Source organism: Sediminibacillus terrae (assembly GCF_009602435.1).
Classification (GTDB): Bacteria; Bacillota; Bacilli; order Bacillales; family Amphibacillaceae; genus Sediminibacillus; species Sediminibacillus terrae.
In genome coordinates, this window is the sequence record NZ_VZDQ01000021.1 from 210,385 (window position 1) to 228,910 (window position 18,526).

Consider the following 18,526-nt stretch of genomic DNA (forward strand, 5'->3'; position numbering starts at 1 on the left):
TAACAATGGATTTATTAAATCGTGCCAGAAAAATCAATTCAATGTTACAAAAAACTACAGGAAAGTCAGTCAATTTCAATGAGATGTCTGCCACGCTAAGAGATATCATTACGGCAAACATTTTTGTCGTCAGCCGCAGAGGGAAACTATTAGGGTTCGCTATCAATCAGCAAATTGAGAATGAAAGAATGAAATCAATGTTGGAAGAAAGACAATTTCCGAAAGAATATACCGACAGCCTGTTCAATATTCAGGAAACCACTTCAAATATTGATATAGACAGCCCTTATACTGCTTTTCCGGTAGAAAACAAAGAATTGTTCCAGAAGGGTCTTACGACAATTGTACCGATTATCGGAGGCGGCGAGCGGTTAGGTACATTGATTCTAAGCAGGCTGACCCAAAGTTTTAGTGAGGATGACCTTTTGTTGGCTGAGTATGGAGCAACTGTCGTCGGGATGGAAATCCTCCATGAAAAAACAGAAGAAATCGAAATGGAAGCCAGAAGCAAAGCGGTTGTTCAAATGGCGATTAGTTCGCTGTCTTACAGCGAACTTGAAGCGATCGAGCATATTTTTGAGGAGCTTGATGGAAATGAAGGCTTGCTGGTGGCTAGTAAAATAGCCGACAGAGTGGGCATCACCCGTTCTGTCATCGTCAATGCATTAAGGAAACTGGAAAGTGCTGGAGTGATCGAATCTCGTTCCCTTGGTATGAAAGGTACCTATATTAAAGTTTTGAACAATAAATTCCTTGTAGAGTTAGAAAAAATTAGATCCAATTGATTGGGTTCATTTGAAAAAACTTCTTGTCATTTCGACAAGAAGTTTTTTTGTGATGACTTTTTTGTTCACGGGCGCGGCCGTTTCAGTAAGTATAGCATTTCATGCTCCTGGTAAAGACTATAAACCTGATTGAAAACAGTGTTAAAACGATGATAGCCCCCCCGATATCCGATAACCTTGGCTGTATCCCCCTAGTATTCATAGCACGAAGACAGCGATCACTTCAAAAAACCATTTGAAAATGAATAAACCGAAATGAACTGTATCATCAATCCCGATCTTAAATGGGAAGTTTTTTGCCGGGTGCAAATATGTGCTCTAATGAATTCCTGTGTCTAATTACCCAGGTCCATAGGAGGGCAGGTACAGGGAGAATGTGTCCGATTTTGGAATTCTTTTTCTTTTTTGCCAACCATATTTTCATTTGTGCAAGAATGTGCAATAATAAAAGCAAAGGAAAAAAGACATGGTTCGACACATACGTATAGGAGGGGGTTTGGGTATTATAGGATGGGAAATGAGACTAAAGTATTAGAAGTAGGCGATTTTTTACAGACCTAAAGTCAGATTATCAGTAAATTGCATAGACACAGAATTAGAATTAAATTACAATATTCGATATTGAAAGCCAAATTATGACGGTTTCTGAGAAAAATAAAAACAGTACGAGTAAAGTCAAATTGAATATAGGGGGAAGAGAAAGTGTCTTTCTTTGGGAATACCATTAGCAATTTAGAGAAATCATTGGATTATGCCTCTTTAAAGAACCAAACCATTTCAAACAATATTGCTAACGCAGACACACCGGGTTATAAAGCGCAACAAGTCGCATTCAAAGATGTTTTGAACAATGAAATGAGCAGCGGCTTCCAAACTAAACGCACTGATACGAGACATATCGACTTCGGTTCTGATACTGCACAGCAATCCTTCCGTATCGTTTCCAATACCAACACTACATACAACCATAACGGAAACAATGTTGACATTGACAAGGAAATGACAGAGCTGGCTAAAAACCAAATCTATTATCAAGGATTGGTAGATCGATTGAATGGAAAATTTTCAAGCCTGCAAACAGTCATAAAAGGAGGAAGATAATAAATGAGCATTTTCAATGCACTCAATACTAGTGCAAGTGCGCTCACAGCTCAGAGACTGAGAATGGACACTGTTTCCTCCAATATTGCCAATGCTGATACTACACGGGCGACAGTGAACGAAAATGGGGAATATGAACCTTATCGAAGGAAACTGGTTTCACTGGAAGCAAAATCACCCAGCTTTCAATCTTTTCTTCAAAAAGCTTCTGGGAATTCATCCAATCCTGGCCAAGGCGTGCGGGTAAGTGAAATATCGGAAGATGAAGAGCCGTTCAAACTTGTTTATAACCCTAATCATCCAGATGCGGACCAAAATGGTTATGTACAACTACCGAACGTTGATCCGCTTGAAGAAATGGTCGATTTGATGAGTGCCACAAGATCTTATGAAGCAAACGTCACTTCTGTAAATGCGACAAAGAGCATGCTCCTTAAAGCATTGGAAATAGGAAAATAATGATAAACCGGAAATGGGGGATACCTTTTGGTTACAATCAATAACGTAGGGAATTTACAATCGCCGTCTGCCGTTTCTTTACAACAGGAGAATGGAAAGCTGTCCACTCCGGGAGAAGCGCAAGGGCAATTTGCAAGCAGCTTGAAAAATGCTATCGATACATTGAACAATTATCAGGTTGAATCGGATAAGAAAACACAGGCACTAGCCAATGGAGAAATCGATGACCTACATGATGTCATGATTACAGCGCAAAAGGCAAGCATCACACTGAATACTGCTGTCGAGATGCAGCGAAAAGCAATTGATGCTTACAATGAAGTGATGAGGATGCAGGTGTAAATAAATAGGCAAATAGAGTATACCGTCCTTTTCCTTATTGGCGGCTCCAGGTAAGGAAAAGTGCGTTTTTTTTGGGGGAAGAGAATGAAACAGAAAATTGACATCTATAAAGAAAAATTGACGAAATTCTGGAGTTCCAAATCTTCCAGACAAAAAGGAGTCATGATCGGTTCTTTCCTGTTGGTTCTTTTTTTGATTATCGGGGGGACATTGCTTGCAAGCAAAAGCAACATGGTTCCTCTTTATAACAATTTGTCTTTGGAGGAAGTGGGACAAATAAAAACAGAACTGGACGCAAAAGGGATCCAGTACGAACTTCAGGATGCAGGTAAAACGATTTTGGTTCCTGAACAGGACGCTGATACACTATTGGTCGATCTTGCTGCCCAAGGATTGCCGAACAGCGGAAATGTTGATTATTCGTTCTTCAGTGACAACACTTCATGGGGGATGACGGATAATGAGTTTGATGTGATTCAGTTGGATGCGATGCAGACGGAAATCGCCAATCTCATAAAAGGTATCGATGGTATTCAGGATGCCAATGTGATGATCAACAAACCGGAAGAAGCGGTTTTTGTCAGTGACCAGACGCTGGAAGCTTCAGCATCGATCGTTCTGAACACACAGCCGGGATATCAGTTGGAACCAAGCCAAATCAAGTCTTTATATCATTTGGTTTCCAAGACGGTTCCGAACCTTCCTACAGATAATATCGTCATCATGAATCAAAATTTTGAGTATTTTGACTTGAATGACACAGCTACTGCAGGAAATACGGACACCTATACGTATCAACAAAATGTGAAACAGGATATCGAACGGGATATTCAACGTCGGGTGCAGCAAATGATCGGCATGATAGTCGGAAACAACAAGGTAATTGCTTCCGTTACTGCTGACATTGATTTCACTCAGGAAAACAGGGTAGAAGAATTGGTGACACCTGTTGATGAAGAGAATATGGAAGGCTTGCCGGTAAGCGTGGAGACCATCAAAGAAACTTACACAGGAGGCACACCGGAAGGCGGTGTCGCAGGAACCGGTGAAGAGGAAGTCGTCAATTATCCAGCCGGTGAGGAAGGGCAGGACGGCGATTACGAAATGGTCAAGGAATCGATTAACAATGAGTTCAATCGAATAAAGAAAGAAATAGTCGAAAGTCCTTATAAAGTTAGAGACCTTGGAATACAAGTGGCAGTGGATAACACGAAATCGGTCGACGAAGAATCAGGAGAAGTAGAATATCTATCGGCTGCTGAAGAAGCGACGGTGGAAGATGGGATTTCATCTATCCTTGATTCAATCATCACTACTTCGATTGACGAAGAATATGGCGAGGTGAATCCGGAAGAAAAAGTATCGATTGTAATGCAGGAATTCAATGGAAGTCAGGGTTCGTCCGCCCAGCCGCAAGCAGCCATACCTGCTTGGATGTACATCGTCGGCGGAGTTTTGGTTGTTATCATTCTCGCATTGATTTGGATGCTTTGGAGAAGAAGAAATACGGAAGAAGAGGAAGAGTACGAATATACAGAAGAATCCTATGTTCCTCAACCCGTCGCCATTCCGGATATTGAAGAAAGCCCGGAAACGGAAGCAGGGGTCCGTACCAAACAACTGGAGAAACTTGCGAAAGACAAACCGGAAGAATTTGCGAAACTGCTTCGCAGTTGGATTGCGGAAGATTAGGGGGCAACCTTTATGGCAAGATACAAAGAATTGACAGGGAAACAGAAGGCCGCGATATTATTGATTTCACTCGGACCCGATGTTTCTGCGCAAGTATATAAACACTTGACCGAAGAGGAAATCGAAAAATTGACGTTGGAAATTTCTTCAGTGAAAAAGGTTGAATCGGAACAGAAAGAGCAAATTCTTGATCAGTTTCATCAAATAGCATTGGCGCAAGACTATATTTCCCAAGGGGGAATCGGTTACGCTAAAACGGTTTTGGAAAAGGCGTTGGGCCAGTCGGAAGCAGATAGTATCATCAATCGGCTCACGTCTTCCCTGCAGGTGAAGCCGTTTGACTTTGCCCGTAAAGCTGAACCGTCACAGGTGTTGAATTTCATCCAAAATGAACATCCCCAGACAATCGCGCTGGTATTGTCTTATTTGGATCCAGAGCAGGCGAGCCAGATCCTGTCTGAGCTTCCGCAGGAAATGCAGGCTGACATAGCAAAGCGGATTGCGGTCATGGATTCTACTTCGCCCGAGATCATTACGGAAGTGGAACAAATTTTAGAGCGGAAACTGTCGGCGACTGTGACGCAGGATTATACACAGACAGGTGGAATCCAGGCAGTGGTAGAAGTGCTGAACGGTGTAGACCGGAGCACCGAGCGGACCATTCTGGATGCTTTGGAAATTCAAGACCCTGAACTCGCAGAGGAAATCAAAAAGCGGATGTTCGTCTTCGAAGATATTGTTACATTGGACAACCGTGCGATTCAGCGGGTGATCAGAGAAGTAGAGAATGATGACTTGCGCTTGTCCTTGAAAGTGGCAAGTGAAGAAGTCAAAAACATTGTATTCAACAACATGTCGACCCGAATGGCAGATACCTTCAGAGAAGAAATGGAATTTATGGGACCAGTTAGATTGCGGGATGTGGAAGAATCTCAATCTCGTATTGTTTCGGTCATCCGCCGATTGGAAGAACTAGGTGAAATTGTGATAGCCCGTGGCGGAGGGGATGATGTGATTGTCTAACAACCATCCGATACATCCCGACAGCAGGAGGAAGATAATCGGGATTAAACCCGTTGTTGCACAAGAAAAAGTCGAGCTTCAAAATTCAAAGACAGGGCTTGAACAAACGGAATCAGAATTGAAGCAGGCCCAAGAAGCCTTGAAAAAAGCAAGGGAAGAAGCAGAATTCTTAACAAAAGAAACAGAGCGACAGATTGCGAATGAAAGAAGCAAGTGGGAATCCGAAAAAAAGCAGTTATATGAAGAAGTGAAACAGGCAGCGTATGAAGCTGGGTTTGAATCTGGGCGTTCGGATGCTCGAAAAGAATATGAGGAATTTGTTGACAAAGCACGCGAGCTGGTCGATCTCGCTCAGCAAGATTACCAGACGATCCTCAATCAAAGTGAAGATGCAGTCTTGACCTTGAGCATGAAGGCCGCTTCTAAAATTGTCCATCAAGAATTGGAAACCACGGATGCATTTTTGGGAATTGTCAAACAGGTGCTGAAGGAAGCCAAGCAACAGGAAAATATTGCGATGTATATTCATCCCGAAGACTACCAACTTGTGATCAGTCAGCAGGACGAATTGCGAAATATAGTGGTCGGAGAAGCGCAACTCCAGTTTTATCCTGACATAGAGCTGACAAGAGGAAGCTGTATCATCGAAACGACATTTGGAAGAATTGATGCAAGTGTTGATACGCGGTTGATTGAACTGAGGGAAAAATTATTTGAAGCGTTAAGGGAGAACTCAGATGAAGATTGACAAATACCTTGATGTGATCGAACGGTTCGATAGTTATAAGCGCTATGGAAAAATCCACCGTGTGATTGGTCTGATGATTGAATCCCAAGGACCAGAAGCAAGCATTGGCGATGTTTGCTACATTCATGCCAGCACACACCAGGATGAAACAATTCTGGCAGAAGTTGTCGGTTTCCATAACGAGAAAGTTTTACTCATGCCTTATTCACAGCTGAAAAACATAGGACCTGGTTGCATGGTCGAAGCAACTGGTCAGCCTTTATCCATAAAAGTAGGAAGAGGATTGATCGGCAAGGTGGTCGATTCTTTGGGAAATCCTCTGGATAAATCACAAATGCCGAGAGGGTTGGCTTCTTATCCTTCTGAACAGTCACCGCCCAATCCTATGTTGCGTCCGCCGATTGACGAACCTATCCAAGTAGGGGTGAAAGCGATCGATACCATGCTTTCAGTAGGAAAGGGACAAAGGGTAGGAATATTTGCTGGAAGCGGTGTTGGAAAAAGTACGCTCTTGGGAATGATTGCGAGAAACAGCGGAGCAGATATCAATGTGATTGCGTTGATCGGCGAGCGTGGAAGAGAAGTCCGGGAGTTTATCGAAAATGATCTTGGCGAAGAGGGTCTGCGTAAGTCAATCGTCGTGGTGGCGACTTCTGACCAGCCGGCATTGATGAGGATAAAGGGAGCATATACAGCAACGGCCATCAGTGAGTATTTTCGTGATCAAGGATACAATGTCAACCTGATGATGGATTCCGTGACCAGGGTGGCGTTGGCTCAGCGTGAAGTTGGGCTTGCGACAGGAGAGCCGCCGACGACAAAAGGATATACGCCTTCCGTGTTTGCAATATTGCCAAAATTGCTGGAAAGGGCAGGCACTAGTGAGCTAGGTACCATCACTGCTTTTTACACGGTGCTGGTGGATGGCGATGACATGAATGAGCCTATTGCCGATACGGTCCGGGGGATACTGGACGGCCACTTCATACTTGATCGCAAACTTGCCGAACAAGGCCGGTTTCCGGCAATAAATGTTTTAAAGTCAGTAAGCCGGGTTATGCCGCAAGTAATATCACCTGAACAATACCAAGTTGCCGCTAAGATCAGGTCTTTGCTCGCTACCTATGAAGAGAATCACGAATTGATTCAGATAGGGGCCTATAAACGTGGTACGAACAAGGAGATAGATGAGGCGATTCAGTTTCAGCCGAAACTGGTTCAATATTTGAAGCAGGGAACGGACGAAAAATTCTCCAGTAAAGAAGCATTTTTGCAAGCTTCTAATCTAGTAGCAGGTGGTAAGGTGTAATGGCAGATGCAAAAACATTTGAAAAATTATTGGATTTAAGAGATAGGGAAAAGCAAACGGCTCAAAAAGACTACAAGTTATCAGTTGAACACTTTGAAGACGTCGCCTCGGAAATGTATTTGCTTTTGAAGAAGAAAGAAGATGCGGAAGTGGCATATCAGCGTGAAATCGGTGAAACTCCCGCATCTGTGGGGAATTTGACTTTCCATTCTGAATATATAGCAAAATTGAAGACGAAAATCTCCAGTATGCAGACGGCAGTCGGCAATGCCCGAAGGGATATGGAAGCAAAGCAGGATAAACTTACTGCTGCATATGTCGAAACAAAGAAATTTGAGCGGATGATTGAACGGAAGAAAGAAAAACAGCAGGCAATCATCAAAGCTGAAGAATCAAAGCAGATGGACGAAATATCCACTGTACAGTTTAACAAGAACAGGGATTGGTGAGTTATGGCTAGTACATCCGAGTATGAAAAAAAGAAACCAGGAATCCTTCAATGGTTGTTATTTATATTAATTCCTTTGATCTTGGCAGCGACAATCGCAACGATCATTATGATTGCTGCCGGGATTGATGTCGCTGGATTTGCCAAAAAGTATGCAAATCAAGTGCCAGGTGTTTCTTCGTTGGTTTCTGAAGAGGAAAAAGAAAGCGGAGAAAGCGGAGATGTAGAGCAAAAACGATTGACTGCTGCTATCGAAAGCAAGGATGAACAAATCGAGCAATTGGAATCGGAATTGGAAGCAAGAGAAGCGGATGTGGAAGATTTGAACGAACAAATCAACACGCTCAACCAACAGCTGGAAACAAAGGAAGAAGGAACCGAGGAAACTGCTTCCGACCCCATAAATGATATTTCGACCTCTTTTCAAAACATGGAGGCAGAAAGAGCCGCGGGAATACTGGCTAATTTAGAGGATGATACAGCGTTGGCGGTCATGGAACAAATGTCCAAAAAGACCTTGGGTGAAATCCTTGGCGAAATGGATGCAGATGAAGCTGCCAGACTGACAAATGCATACGCAGCTGGGGAAGCGCAATAACACTGAAAGGAGGTGAAACAGTGAATAGTATCGGAATGTTAACCGTCCAGTCGAACGTACCACTGACCCAACCATCTACTTCGGAAGATAATACCAGCATGTTAGGGCTGAGTACCGCTTTCAAAGACTTGATGCTGCAAAATTCGGAAGGTCAGAAAGATGAAAGTGAAAGTCAGGACAGTATGCTCGCCGGAATTCTTTCTGCATTGAGCTCCCTGGGTATCGAGCTAACGGAGGAAGACATAAAAGAATTGGATGCTTTGTCTCCACAAGTACAAGAAGTGATTTCTGAAATGCTCCATAACGAAACCACGATGCAACAGCTTAGTGAAGACTACCCGGAACTCGGAAATACCGAGTTGATCGCCGTTCTTGCGCAAAGCGTCAAGAGTGCAATCGAGAAGGCGAATCCGGCTGAAGGAACACCGGCATCAAGTAAAACCATCGTAGCTTCACCAACGACTTCTGAACAAGCGGTCGCCATGCTTCAAAATCAACAGGCTGTTTTGGTTAACCCAGTAGCAACGAAAGTGGATCAAGATAGCAGGCAAGGTTTTCAGTTGATTTGGGAGCAAGCAAAGGTGATTCTCGGCAAAATAGAAGCGGGCAACCCTACTAAAGAGCAGGAAACGGCCCTAAAGCAATTACTTCAGCAGTGGGTGAATCAGGAAAAAACGGCTGGAAAAACAACCATGCCACTTACTTTTAACCAGGATAGCAATCTTAAAGGGGAAGCGAAATTGCAAAACGTTTGGCAACAGCTTGTAACAACTTTTCGCAGCCGGGAAAACCTTTCTGCGCAAAACCGTTATCCAGGCAATTCTTCTGTAACTGCAGCAGATATTGGCAAATGGGTTAAACAGGCCTTGGCTAGACAGTCGGAAGATGGGTCGACAAATCAGGCAACTTTTTCACAGCAACATGCCAACAGCATGCCGGTTTCTAAACTCGAACAGTATGTAGTCCACCTAAACCAAACAGGGAGTCAGGAAGCTAATCAAAAACAAATGACAGAAACATTGCAAAAAGCAATACAAGAAAGCAATTTCTTGAAAAGCAATGGCACCAAAGAGCTTTCCATCAAGTTGCGTCCTGCTCAGTTGGGGGATGTAATGGTGAAGATGACCCAGCTCAATGGGGAAATGACCGTCAAAATAACAGTGACGAGCCAAGCAGCCAAGGACATGCTTGAAGGAAATCTTCATCAGCTCAAGCATATGTTCTCCCCGCAGCAAGTAGTTGTCGAGAAACAGGATGCTCAATTGTTGCAACAAGATAATCGGAACAATGGGCAGCAGAGCAACAGCAACATGGATCAGTCAGAACAAGAAAACGGCTACCCGCAGGATGAATCCAGGGAGTCTTCAGAAGAAGACTCGGAAGGTAAAAGCTTCTCTGATTTTCTGATGAATGAGAAAGTGTAGGTGACAAAAGTGACGAAAATAGATAATTCCTTTTATTTGAGCCAGCAGCCGCGTGGCACGACTAGTTCAAATTTAGGAAAAGACGAATTTTTAAAAATTTTGATGGCCCAGCTGCAAAACCAGGACCCGCTGAATCCAATGGAAGACAAGGAATTCGTATCTCAAATGGCCAGTTTTTCCTCCCTGGAACAAATGACGAACATGTCTAGTTCCATGGATCGATTAGTTGATTCACAAACCATTTCTCCGGTTCTTCAATATAGCCATTTAATCGGCAAAGAAGTTTCTTATAACCGGTATGATGAAGAGACAGGCCAAGTAATCGAAACACCGACAAGCGAGGTGACCGCAGTCAGCCAGTCAGACGGAAAAGCCATATTGGAATTGAGCAACGGTGAAAAGATATATGCGGATTCGGTATTAAAGGTGAGCAGCCCATCATCTGACTAAAGGATGATAAACATGGAGCACCGAATACAATCTTTACAACACCCAATAACCTTATTACCCAACTCAACGAAAACCAAAACATCTAAACAACAAACAAATTTTAAAGATGCATTGTTAAATGTACAAGGTTTAAAGGTTAGCAAACATGCAAAGCAACGTATGAACGAACGAAATATTGCAATCGACAGTGAGCTATGGCAAAAAATCACGGCAAAAGTAGGAGAAGCGAAACAAAAGGGAATAACAGATTCCTTGGTATTGACTGATCACGCAGCCTTGTTGGTAAGCACGAAAAACAATACCGTCGTGACAGCCATGGATCGCTCGGAAGCCGGCAGCAGAATATTCACCAATATTAATGGAACCATTGTTATGGATGATTAGGCTGGACCCGAAAGGGAGGCCGAAATTTGCTGAGTGAATGAGGCAAATGGAATAAAAAATACTGAAAAAGGATGTTGTGCTAAATGTTACGTTCAATGTATGCAGGAATTTCAGGAATGAACGGTTTTCAAACCAAATTAGATGTTATCGGAAACAATATCGCCAACGTAAACACTTCCGGTTATAAAAAAGGCCGGGTTACTTTTCAAGATATGATGAGCCAGTCTCTATCAGGAGCAGAAGGCCCCGTGATGCAAGGAGGGAATGCTATCCGTGGAGGTGTGAATCCTTCTCAGGTAGGCTTGGGTTCTCAGGTAGGTTCGATTGACAACATACATACCGTAGGGAACCGTCAGACAACCAACCGTGCATTAGACCTTGCTTTGGAAGGAGACGGCATGTTCGTTTTAGGAGAAGATGCCAATGCGGATGGAAACTTCACCTTTGGCGGAAACGAAATGACCTTTACCAGAGCAGGAAATTTCTATTTAGATGACGATGGTTATATCGTCAACCCGGATGGTAAATATCTGCTGGGAGAAGTAGAAGGCGGCGGATTAGGGAAAATCCAGATTCCGGAGGATGCTGAAAGCTTCAGCATACAGGGAACTGGAGAAGTGACTTATGTGGATCCGGACGACGGAGCCACAACAGCCGGCACGATCCGACTTGCTAAATTTTCGAATCCAGGGGGCTTGCAAAAGCTGGGAGCTAATACTTATCAGCTGACTGCAAACGCAGGTGTCTACACGGATGATGGCAACTTTGACAGCATCGATGATTTGGTCATTCCTGGACAAGATGGCGGGGCGTCCGTTGTTTCTGGTGCCTTGGAAATGTCCAATGTCGACTTGGCAGAAGAGTTTACGGAGATGATTACAGCACAAAGAGGATTCCAGGCAAATACCAGGATTATCACCACTTCGGATGAAATCCTGCAGGAACTGGTCAACCTGAAACGTTAATTAAAAGGGGGAACGGGGGCGTGAACAGCCCCCTTCAAATAAATGATCAAGCTCACTCGATTAAATGGTGATAAATTCAGTTTAAATGCAGTTTATATTGAGCAGATACAATCTTTTCCTGATACGACCATCAGTCTTGTAACAGGAAAAAAACTAGTTGTAAGAGAAACGGAGAATGAAGTTAATATGTTGATTCAAAAGTATTATCAAACTATTGGTTTGCAGGGCTGTGTCAAAGAAGCCGGTGATGTTGATGAGCGGTAAAATGATTAAAACGCTGATCATCGTCCTGCTGGTGCTGGTTATCGGCGGAGCGGCCGGCATGGTATTTGTATTGAATGCAGACGGAGAGGAAAAAGAACCGGATGAACAGTCGTTGGATGAAATGGTTGAAAACTCTGTTCAGACAGAAGAAATGAGCACCGATTTGGAAGACGGCAGCTTTGTCCGCATTCAATTCCAAATTGTCACAGACAGTGAAAAGGCCAAAGAAGAAGTAGAAAAACGCCAATTTCAAGCACAGAATATCCTGATAAAAGAGTTGGCGAAAATGGACCGGGAAGCATTTAAAACCGGTTTATCCGATCTCGAAGCAATGATGAAGGATAAGTTAAATGAAGTAATGCAAGAGGGAAATATCGTCGATGTTTACACCATCAAAAAAGTTTTACAATAAGGTAGAAAGTCTCCTGATAGGAGGTGGCGGATATGGCGCAGGAAGTACTTTCCCAAAACGAAATAGATGACCTTCTATCTGCTCTGTCTTCAGGAGAGATGGATGCGAGCACCTTACAGCAAGAAGAACAAGAAAGAAAAGTTAGAGTATATGATTTCAAAAGAGCACTGCGTTTTTCAAAGGATCAAATAAGAAGCCTTTCAAGAATTCATGAAAATTTCGCCAGACTGTTGACTACTTATTTTTCTGCTCAGCTGCGGACATACGTGCAAATCTCGGTGGCTTCTGTCGACCAGATACCTTACGAAGAGTTTATTCGTTCGATTCCGAAAATGACCATTTTGAATATATACAGTATGGCTCCATTGCAAGGAAGAATCATTTTTGAATTCAATCCGAATATCGCTTATGCCATGCTTGATCGATTATTGGGCGGAAAAGGCAACAGCGTGAATAAAGTGGAAAACTTGACTGAGATTGAAACCACGTTAATGTCACAGTTATTCGAGAAGGCCTTGGAAAATTTACAGGAGGCGTGGAGTTCAGTCATTGATATAGATCCCATGTTTGAAGAATTTGAAGTGAATCCCCAATTTCTTCAGCTTGTGTCCCCCAATGAAACCGTGGTGGTTGTTTCCTTGAACACCACCATTGGAGAAAGCAGTGGGATGATCAACATCTGTATTCCTCATGTCGTTTTGGAACCGATCATTTCCAAGTTGTCTGTCCATTATTGGATGCAGACGAATACAAAGGAAAGCGATCCAAAAGAGTATGAGGATTTGGCTCATACAATCAGCAGGGCAGAAGTGGACGTCAAAGCAATACTGGGAGATTCGACAATCAGTGTGAGTGATTTACTCAACTTGAAAAAAGACGATGTCATTCAGCTCGATCAGGCGATCGACCAGCCGATGACGCTTAAAGTGGATGAACAACCGAAGTTTTATATACAGCCTGGTAAACAAAAAAATAAGATGGCTGTCCAAGTCTTAGAAGAAATACAAGGGGGGAACGACAATGATGAATGATGATATGCTGTCCCAAGAAGAGATCGACGCTCTTTTGCAGAGCACGGATGACGAGGAACCGGAACAAGGAACAAAAGGAAATACAGTTCAAAATCCCCCGGTGGACGATTATTTAAATTCAATCGAGCAAGATGCTTTAGGAGAAATTGGGAATATTTCTTTTGGCAGTTCTGCAACGACCCTTTCCACTTTGTTGAACCAGAAGGTGGACATCACAACGCCGACGATTTCTGTCATTCACAAGGAAAATCTGCAGGATGAATTTCCGCAGCCTTATGTGGGAGTGGAAGTGGAGTACACAGAAGGCTTTTCGGGAGTGAACTTATTTGTCATACAATCAAGAGATGCTGCGATCATAGCTGATCTTATGCTGGGTGGCGACGGACAAGCTCCTTCTGAGGAATTGAACGACATCCATCTAAGCGCTGTACAGGAAGCGATGAATCAAATGATGGGTACTGCAGCGACCAGTATGTCGACCGTGTTCACCAAAAGAGTCGATATCTCACCACCGGCGATCAGCATGCTGGATGTGGAATCGGACCAAGGAACGAAACCGATTGACTCAGAAGATATTCTTGTAAAGGTTTCTTTTCAATTACAAATCGGCGATTTAATAGATTCAAATATTATGCAGCTCCTGCCTGTCAATTTTGCAAAAGATCTAGTTGATCAATTGTTGAATCCTGCCGAGGAAAACAATCAGGAAACAAAACAGGAACAAGCTGCATCCAAGCCGGAAAATGCACAGCAGCCATCGGCAGCGAAAGCGGAAAGTGAACCAAGGGCCGAGTACAATGCAGCACCTGGCGTTCAGAACCAGCAGCCGAAACATATCGGAGGCAAAGTATCCAGCAAAGCAGCCGATGTCCAGCAGGCCGAATTCTCCAATTTTGAGCAAGCGGAATTACCTGCCAAGGAGCAGCGCAACCTGGATATACTCATGGATATCCCGCTAAAAGTAACAGTGGAGTTAGGACGGACAAAACGTTCTGTACAGGAAATTTTGGAACTTTCGTCTGGATCGATTATCGAGCTGGACAAGCTTGCTGGCGAACCAGTCGACATCAATGTGAACGAAAAGTTGATTGCTAAAGGTGAGGTAGTAGTCATTGATGAAAACTTTGGCGTAAGGGTTACGGATATCGTGAGCCCGAGGGATCGTATAAAAAAATTGAACTAGAATTCGAGAGGGGTAGTTTAAATGGGTAAGAGAGTATTAATAGTAGATGATGCAGCTTTCATGCGGATGATGATCAAGGACATTTTGAGTAAAAACGGCTTTGAAGTAGTAGGGGAAGCGCCCGACGGTGCCCAAGCAGTCGAAAAATACAAGGAACTGACACCAGACCTTGTTACAATGGACATCACCATGCCTGAGATGGATGGTATTGCCGCGTTGAAGGAAATCAAACAAATCAATTCAGATGCTAAAGTCATCATGTGTTCCGCCATGGGACAGCAGGCGATGGTTATCGATGCGATCCAGGCAGGCGCGAAAGACTTTATTGTCAAACCATTTCAGGCGGACCGTGTAATAGAGGCAATTCAAAAAGTATTAGACTGAAAACAAGTGGTGAAAAATGTTGAAAAATTTTTTTGTGCTGGCATTTGTCTTTCTTTCCCTCTGGTTTGTTCCGGCTTCGTTTTCGGCGGCTCCCAGTGTAAAGGACTGCGTGGGAACGCAGAGTGATGAGTGCGAGTCAGACACAGGAACGACAAACGAAGAAGGCAATGAAAATGAAGGGAACCAAGATGGTCAAATAGAGCCGGCAGAGGAGTCTTCTTCCGGATTATTCTATTACTTCATTCGGTTAGTACTGGCGCTTGGGCTGGTCTTGGCGTTGATTTACTTTCTGCTGAAATTTTTAAACCGTAAAAATAAAATGTTCCAAAAAGTCAGGGCATTGGAGAATATTGGCGGTATCGCTCTGGGACCGCAGAAATCGCTGCAAATTGTCCGAATAGGGGAGAAACTTTTCGTGATTGGCGTCGGAGACAACGTGGAAATGTTGTCTGAAATAACCGATGAAGCCACGAAGGAAGATCTGATGAGGACGGATGGCGGGGGTAGTGATTTCAACCCAGTCACTTTCCTGACTTCCGTGGTGGGAAGTAAAAAAAAATCAGCAGTCGATAACGAAAGAGAAGAGCAGCAACAATTCTCTTCTTTATTCCAGACGGAGCTGGATAAACTCAAACAAGGCAGAAAAAGGTTGATTGACCGCCGACAGAATAAGGGTGAAGATAGCGATGAATGAATTTATAGATGTATTTTCCGGTTCAGACCCTGGCAATATATCGACCTCTGTCCGATTGATTTTGCTGCTGACCGTCTTTTCATTGGCACCGAGTATATTGATTTTGATGACATGTTTCACGAGAATCATCATCGTTCTGTCGTTTGTCAGAACTTCTCTGGCTACACAGCAGATGCCACCCAATCAAGTGCTAATCGGGCTGGCCCTGTTTTTGACATTTTTTATCATGGCGCCGACATTTCAAGAGATTAACGAGGAAGCTTTGTCTCCATTGATGAATGAAGAGATTACATTGGATGAAGCGTATGAAAATGCCAGTATGCCAATCAAAGAATTCATGGCCGGTCATACGCGACAGAAGGATTTGGCTTTGTTTATGAATTATGCTCAAATGGATCAGCCGGAAACCGTTGAGGAGATCCCGCTTACAACATTGGTGCCTGCATTTGCCATCAGTGAATTGAAAACCGCATTCCAGATGGGATTTATGATATTCGTTCCTTTTCTTGTAATCGATATGGCTGTAGCAAGTGTTTTAATGTCCATGGGTATGATGATGCTTCCACCGGTAATGATTTCTTTGCCATTTAAAATTCTGCTATTCGTCTTGGTGGATGGCTGGTACTTGATCACCCATTCTTTATTGAGCGGATTTTAACTAGGGAAAGGAGAATGATTTTATGAGCGGTGATTTTGTCATCTCCCTGGCACAGCAAGGGATATACACGATATTGATGGTAACCGGTCCATTGCTGCTTTTGGCACTGGTAGTCGGGCTTTTGGTCAGTATCTTTCAAGCAACTACTCAAATTCAAGAGCAAACACTGGCTTTTATCCCGAAAATTGTGGCGGTCCTTGTAGGACTGGTGTTTTTCGGACCCTGGATGCTGACAAGGATGGTAGAATTTGCAGCAAATATTTTCCAGAACCTGAACCAGTTCGTAGGTTGAAATAGATGTTGGATCTAATTAACTTATCCAGTGTTCCGGCTTTTTTATTGATACTAGTCAGGGTAACCTCTTTTTTTGTGACTGTTCCTATTTTTTCCTATAAAAATATTCCGGCCCATTTCAAAATAGGGAGCAGTTTCTTTTTGGCTTGGATTATGTATTATACGATATCCATACCCGATATAGCATTGGATGAAACTTTTATCTTATTAGTTTTTAAGGAAGCACTTGTCGGTTTGCTGCTTGGGTTGATGGCTTATCTTATTCTTGCGGCACTTCAAATTGCCGGTGGCTTTATCGATTTTCAGATGGGTTTCGCCATCGCGAATGTGATCGATCCGCAGACAGGGGCACAGAGTCCGTTGATCGGACAGTACTTTTATACGATTGCTTTATTGTTTCTGCTGGCTGTTAACGGTCACCATTTGTTGATAGACGGCATCTTTTACAGTTATCAAACGGTTCCGTTAGATGCTTTCATCCCTTGGGGAAACGAAGCTATTGCAGAGCTGGTTACCCAAACATTCAGCAAGATGTTCCTGATCGCTTTTCAAATGGCGATCCCAGTGGTCGGTTGTTTATTCCTGGTCGATGTTGCTCTTGGAATAATCGCCCGTACGGTTCCCCAACTCAATGTTTTTGTAGTGGGGCTTCCCTTGAAAATTCTTGTCAGTTTTATTGTCCTTTTACCTTTTCTTGGTCTGTATGTAGGATTGGTGAAAAACTTATTTGAAACGATGCTTCAGACCATGCAAAGTCTGTTACAGCTATTCGGAGGTGCTTGAACTGGAATTAAAGCTGGATTTGCAATTTTTTGCTGGAGAAAAGACAGAAAAAGCAACCCCGAAAAAGCGTCAGGATTCAAGAAAAAAAGGACAGGTTGCTAAGAGTCAGGATGTAAACACAGCAATTTTATTGTTTTTCGTCTTTCTTCTTTTTATAGTCCTGGGCGGCTTTTTGAAAAATATTATGATGGAAATATATGAACATTCGTTTACGGAATATATCAACTGGGAGGTAACCGAAACAACCACCCACAAAGTTTTCTTGGAAACGACCATAGAAATGAGCAAAGCAATGGCCCCTGTTATGGGAATTGCTATTGTTGCTGGCCTTGCCTCCAATTTTATGCAAATAGGATTTTTATTCACTGGCGAGCCGCTTAAGCCGAAACTGAGTAAGATCAACCCGATCCAAGGTGCAAAAAAAATTTTTTCGGCACGTGCTTTGGTGGAATTAGTCAAATCTTTATTGAAAATCGTTTTTATCGGAGCGATCACTTTCGCTGTAATATGGATGCGGAAAGATGAGATGATGCAGCTTGCTGGAAAGGATGTGGACAGCTCGCTGGCGTTTTTCGGGAATACCACCGTAACTATGGGAATAGCAGCTTCGATTGCACTTTTGCTTATTGCAGTACTGGACTATGCTTATCAAAAATACGATTTTGAAAAAAGTATCCGCATGTCCAAGAATGACATAAAAGATGAACACAAGAATATTGAAGGAAATCCTTTAATCAAATCAAAAATAAAAGAAAAACAGCGGCAAATGGCCATGAGGAGAATGATGAGCGAGATACCTCAGGCGGATGTGGTCATCACCAATCCGACTCACTATGCTGTCGCGATAAAATATGATGAAACAAAAGCAGACGCTCCCTATGTCGTGGCAAAAGGGGTAGACTATGTCGCTTTTCGTATAAGGGAAATAGCTAAGGCAAACGATGTTATGTTGGTGGAAAACCGGCCATTGGCCCGTGGATTATATAAAGAAATCGAAATTGGCGACATCATCAGTGAAGAATTTTTCCAGTCTGTAGCTGAAGTGCTGGCTTATGTATATAAAATGGGACACAATGCCTCAAGTAAGTGATTTAA

Annotated in this window: 24 protein-coding genes; all 24 read left to right on the forward strand. The window is 43.1% G+C overall.

The genetic code is table 11. The features are described from left to right. Window positions 1-5 precede the first annotated feature (5 nt). The 24 genes from codY to flhB all read left to right on the forward strand — a co-directional run bounded on the left by codY (window position 6) and on the right by flhB (window position 18,521). Complete coding sequence (gene codY / locus F6X55_RS07075; protein ID WP_026570370.1) at window positions 6-785, forward strand: GTP-sensing pleiotropic transcriptional regulator CodY; 780 nt, start codon at window positions 6-8, stop codon at window positions 783-785. A gap of 702 nt (window positions 786-1,487) precedes the next feature. After that, window positions 1,488-1,886 (forward strand): flagellar basal body rod protein FlgB, encoded by a 399-nt coding sequence (gene flgB, locus F6X55_RS07080; RefSeq protein WP_153462554.1) that lies wholly within the window; start codon window positions 1,488-1,490, stop codon window positions 1,884-1,886. A gap of 3 nt (window positions 1,887-1,889) precedes the next feature. Further along, a complete protein-coding gene (flgC, locus tag F6X55_RS07085) occupies window positions 1,890-2,345 on the forward strand; it encodes a flagellar basal body rod protein FlgC (RefSeq protein ID WP_026570368.1) in 456 nt (151 codons plus the stop codon). Window positions 2,346-2,372: 27 nt separating this feature from the next. Next, complete coding sequence (fliE, locus tag F6X55_RS07090; RefSeq protein ID WP_153462556.1) at window positions 2,373-2,687, forward strand: flagellar hook-basal body complex protein FliE; 315 nt, start codon at window positions 2,373-2,375, stop codon at window positions 2,685-2,687. 84 nt (window positions 2,688-2,771) lie between these two features. Beyond that, window positions 2,772-4,379, forward strand: coding sequence for a flagellar basal-body MS-ring/collar protein FliF (gene fliF, locus F6X55_RS07095; protein WP_026771363.1), 1,608 nt, complete (start codon window positions 2,772-2,774; stop codon window positions 4,377-4,379). A gap of 12 nt (window positions 4,380-4,391) precedes the next feature. Continuing rightward, window positions 4,392-5,402: a flagellar motor switch protein FliG gene (gene fliG, locus F6X55_RS07100; RefSeq protein WP_153462558.1), complete on the forward strand. Its 1,011-nt coding sequence runs from the start codon at window positions 4,392-4,394 to the stop codon at window positions 5,400-5,402. Next, complete coding sequence (gene fliH / locus F6X55_RS07105) at window positions 5,395-6,150, forward strand: flagellar assembly protein FliH (protein WP_026771361.1); 756 nt, start codon at window positions 5,395-5,397, stop codon at window positions 6,148-6,150. The genes fliG and fliH overlap by 8 nt, the downstream gene beginning before the upstream one ends. Next, entirely contained in the window at window positions 6,140-7,459 is a 1,320-nt protein-coding gene (gene fliI / locus F6X55_RS07110; protein WP_153462560.1) for a flagellar protein export ATPase FliI, read from the forward strand. The genes fliH and fliI overlap by 11 nt, the downstream gene beginning before the upstream one ends. After that, entirely contained in the window at window positions 7,459-7,908 is a 450-nt protein-coding gene (fliJ, locus tag F6X55_RS07115) for a flagellar export protein FliJ (RefSeq protein WP_026570363.1), read from the forward strand. Before fliI ends, fliJ begins: the two co-directional genes overlap by 1 nt. A gap of 3 nt (window positions 7,909-7,911) precedes the next feature. Continuing rightward, complete coding sequence (locus F6X55_RS07120) at window positions 7,912-8,505, forward strand: MotE family protein (protein WP_153462562.1); 594 nt, start codon at window positions 7,912-7,914, stop codon at window positions 8,503-8,505. A 20-nt stretch (window positions 8,506-8,525) separates the two neighbouring features. Beyond that, window positions 8,526-9,929: a flagellar hook-length control protein FliK gene (locus tag F6X55_RS07125; RefSeq protein ID WP_153462564.1), complete on the forward strand. Its 1,404-nt coding sequence runs from the start codon at window positions 8,526-8,528 to the stop codon at window positions 9,927-9,929. Further along, complete coding sequence (flgD, locus tag F6X55_RS07130) at window positions 9,930-10,379, forward strand: flagellar hook assembly protein FlgD (RefSeq protein WP_371068398.1); 450 nt, start codon at window positions 9,930-9,932, stop codon at window positions 10,377-10,379. Window positions 10,380-10,391: 12 nt separating this feature from the next. Continuing rightward, window positions 10,392-10,763, forward strand: coding sequence for a TIGR02530 family flagellar biosynthesis protein (locus F6X55_RS07135; RefSeq protein ID WP_026570359.1), 372 nt, complete (start codon window positions 10,392-10,394; stop codon window positions 10,761-10,763). An 83-nt stretch (window positions 10,764-10,846) separates the two neighbouring features. Then, window positions 10,847-11,728 (forward strand): flagellar basal body rod protein FlgG, encoded by an 882-nt coding sequence (gene flgG, locus F6X55_RS07140; protein ID WP_026771358.1) that lies wholly within the window; start codon window positions 10,847-10,849, stop codon window positions 11,726-11,728. A 42-nt stretch (window positions 11,729-11,770) separates the two neighbouring features. Beyond that, complete coding sequence (locus F6X55_RS07145) at window positions 11,771-11,992, forward strand: flagellar FlbD family protein (protein ID WP_026570357.1); 222 nt, start codon at window positions 11,771-11,773, stop codon at window positions 11,990-11,992. Next, the gene (gene fliL / locus F6X55_RS07150; RefSeq protein WP_237648614.1) at window positions 11,982-12,404 is read left to right on the forward strand and encodes a flagellar basal body-associated protein FliL; all 423 of its coding nucleotides are present in this window, start codon (window positions 11,982-11,984) and stop codon (window positions 12,402-12,404) included. The genes F6X55_RS07145 and fliL overlap by 11 nt, the downstream gene beginning before the upstream one ends. Window positions 12,405-12,436: 32 nt before the next feature. Next, complete coding sequence (gene fliM / locus F6X55_RS07155) at window positions 12,437-13,435, forward strand: flagellar motor switch protein FliM (protein ID WP_026570356.1); 999 nt, start codon at window positions 12,437-12,439, stop codon at window positions 13,433-13,435. Beyond that, the gene (gene fliY / locus F6X55_RS07160; protein WP_026570355.1) at window positions 13,425-14,618 is read left to right on the forward strand and encodes a flagellar motor switch phosphatase FliY; all 1,194 of its coding nucleotides are present in this window, start codon (window positions 13,425-13,427) and stop codon (window positions 14,616-14,618) included. The genes fliM and fliY overlap by 11 nt, the downstream gene beginning before the upstream one ends. A gap of 21 nt (window positions 14,619-14,639) precedes the next feature. Continuing rightward, entirely contained in the window at window positions 14,640-15,002 is a 363-nt protein-coding gene (locus tag F6X55_RS07165) for a response regulator (RefSeq protein WP_026570354.1), read from the forward strand. Between the two features lie 16 nt (window positions 15,003-15,018). Beyond that, window positions 15,019-15,696 carry a flagellar biosynthetic protein FliO gene (gene fliO / locus F6X55_RS07170; protein WP_035426726.1) on the forward strand — a complete coding sequence of 226 codons (678 nt, stop codon included), beginning with the start codon at window positions 15,019-15,021 and terminating at the stop codon, window positions 15,694-15,696. Next, window positions 15,689-16,354 carry a flagellar type III secretion system pore protein FliP gene (gene fliP / locus F6X55_RS07175; protein ID WP_026570353.1) on the forward strand — a complete coding sequence of 222 codons (666 nt, stop codon included), beginning with the start codon at window positions 15,689-15,691 and terminating at the stop codon, window positions 16,352-16,354. The genes fliO and fliP overlap by 8 nt, the downstream gene beginning before the upstream one ends. Before the next feature lie 22 nt (window positions 16,355-16,376). Beyond that, entirely contained in the window at window positions 16,377-16,646 is a 270-nt protein-coding gene (fliQ, locus tag F6X55_RS07180) for a flagellar biosynthesis protein FliQ (RefSeq protein WP_026570352.1), read from the forward strand. 5 nt (window positions 16,647-16,651) lie between these two features. Then, window positions 16,652-17,431, forward strand: a complete 780-nt coding sequence (gene fliR, locus F6X55_RS07185) for a flagellar biosynthetic protein FliR (protein WP_026570351.1) — start codon at window positions 16,652-16,654, stop codon at window positions 17,429-17,431. A gap of 1 nt (window position 17,432) precedes the next feature. Continuing rightward, entirely contained in the window at window positions 17,433-18,521 is a 1,089-nt protein-coding gene (flhB, locus tag F6X55_RS07190; RefSeq protein ID WP_035426819.1) for a flagellar biosynthesis protein FlhB, read from the forward strand. The last annotated feature ends 5 nt before the right edge of the window (window positions 18,522-18,526 follow it).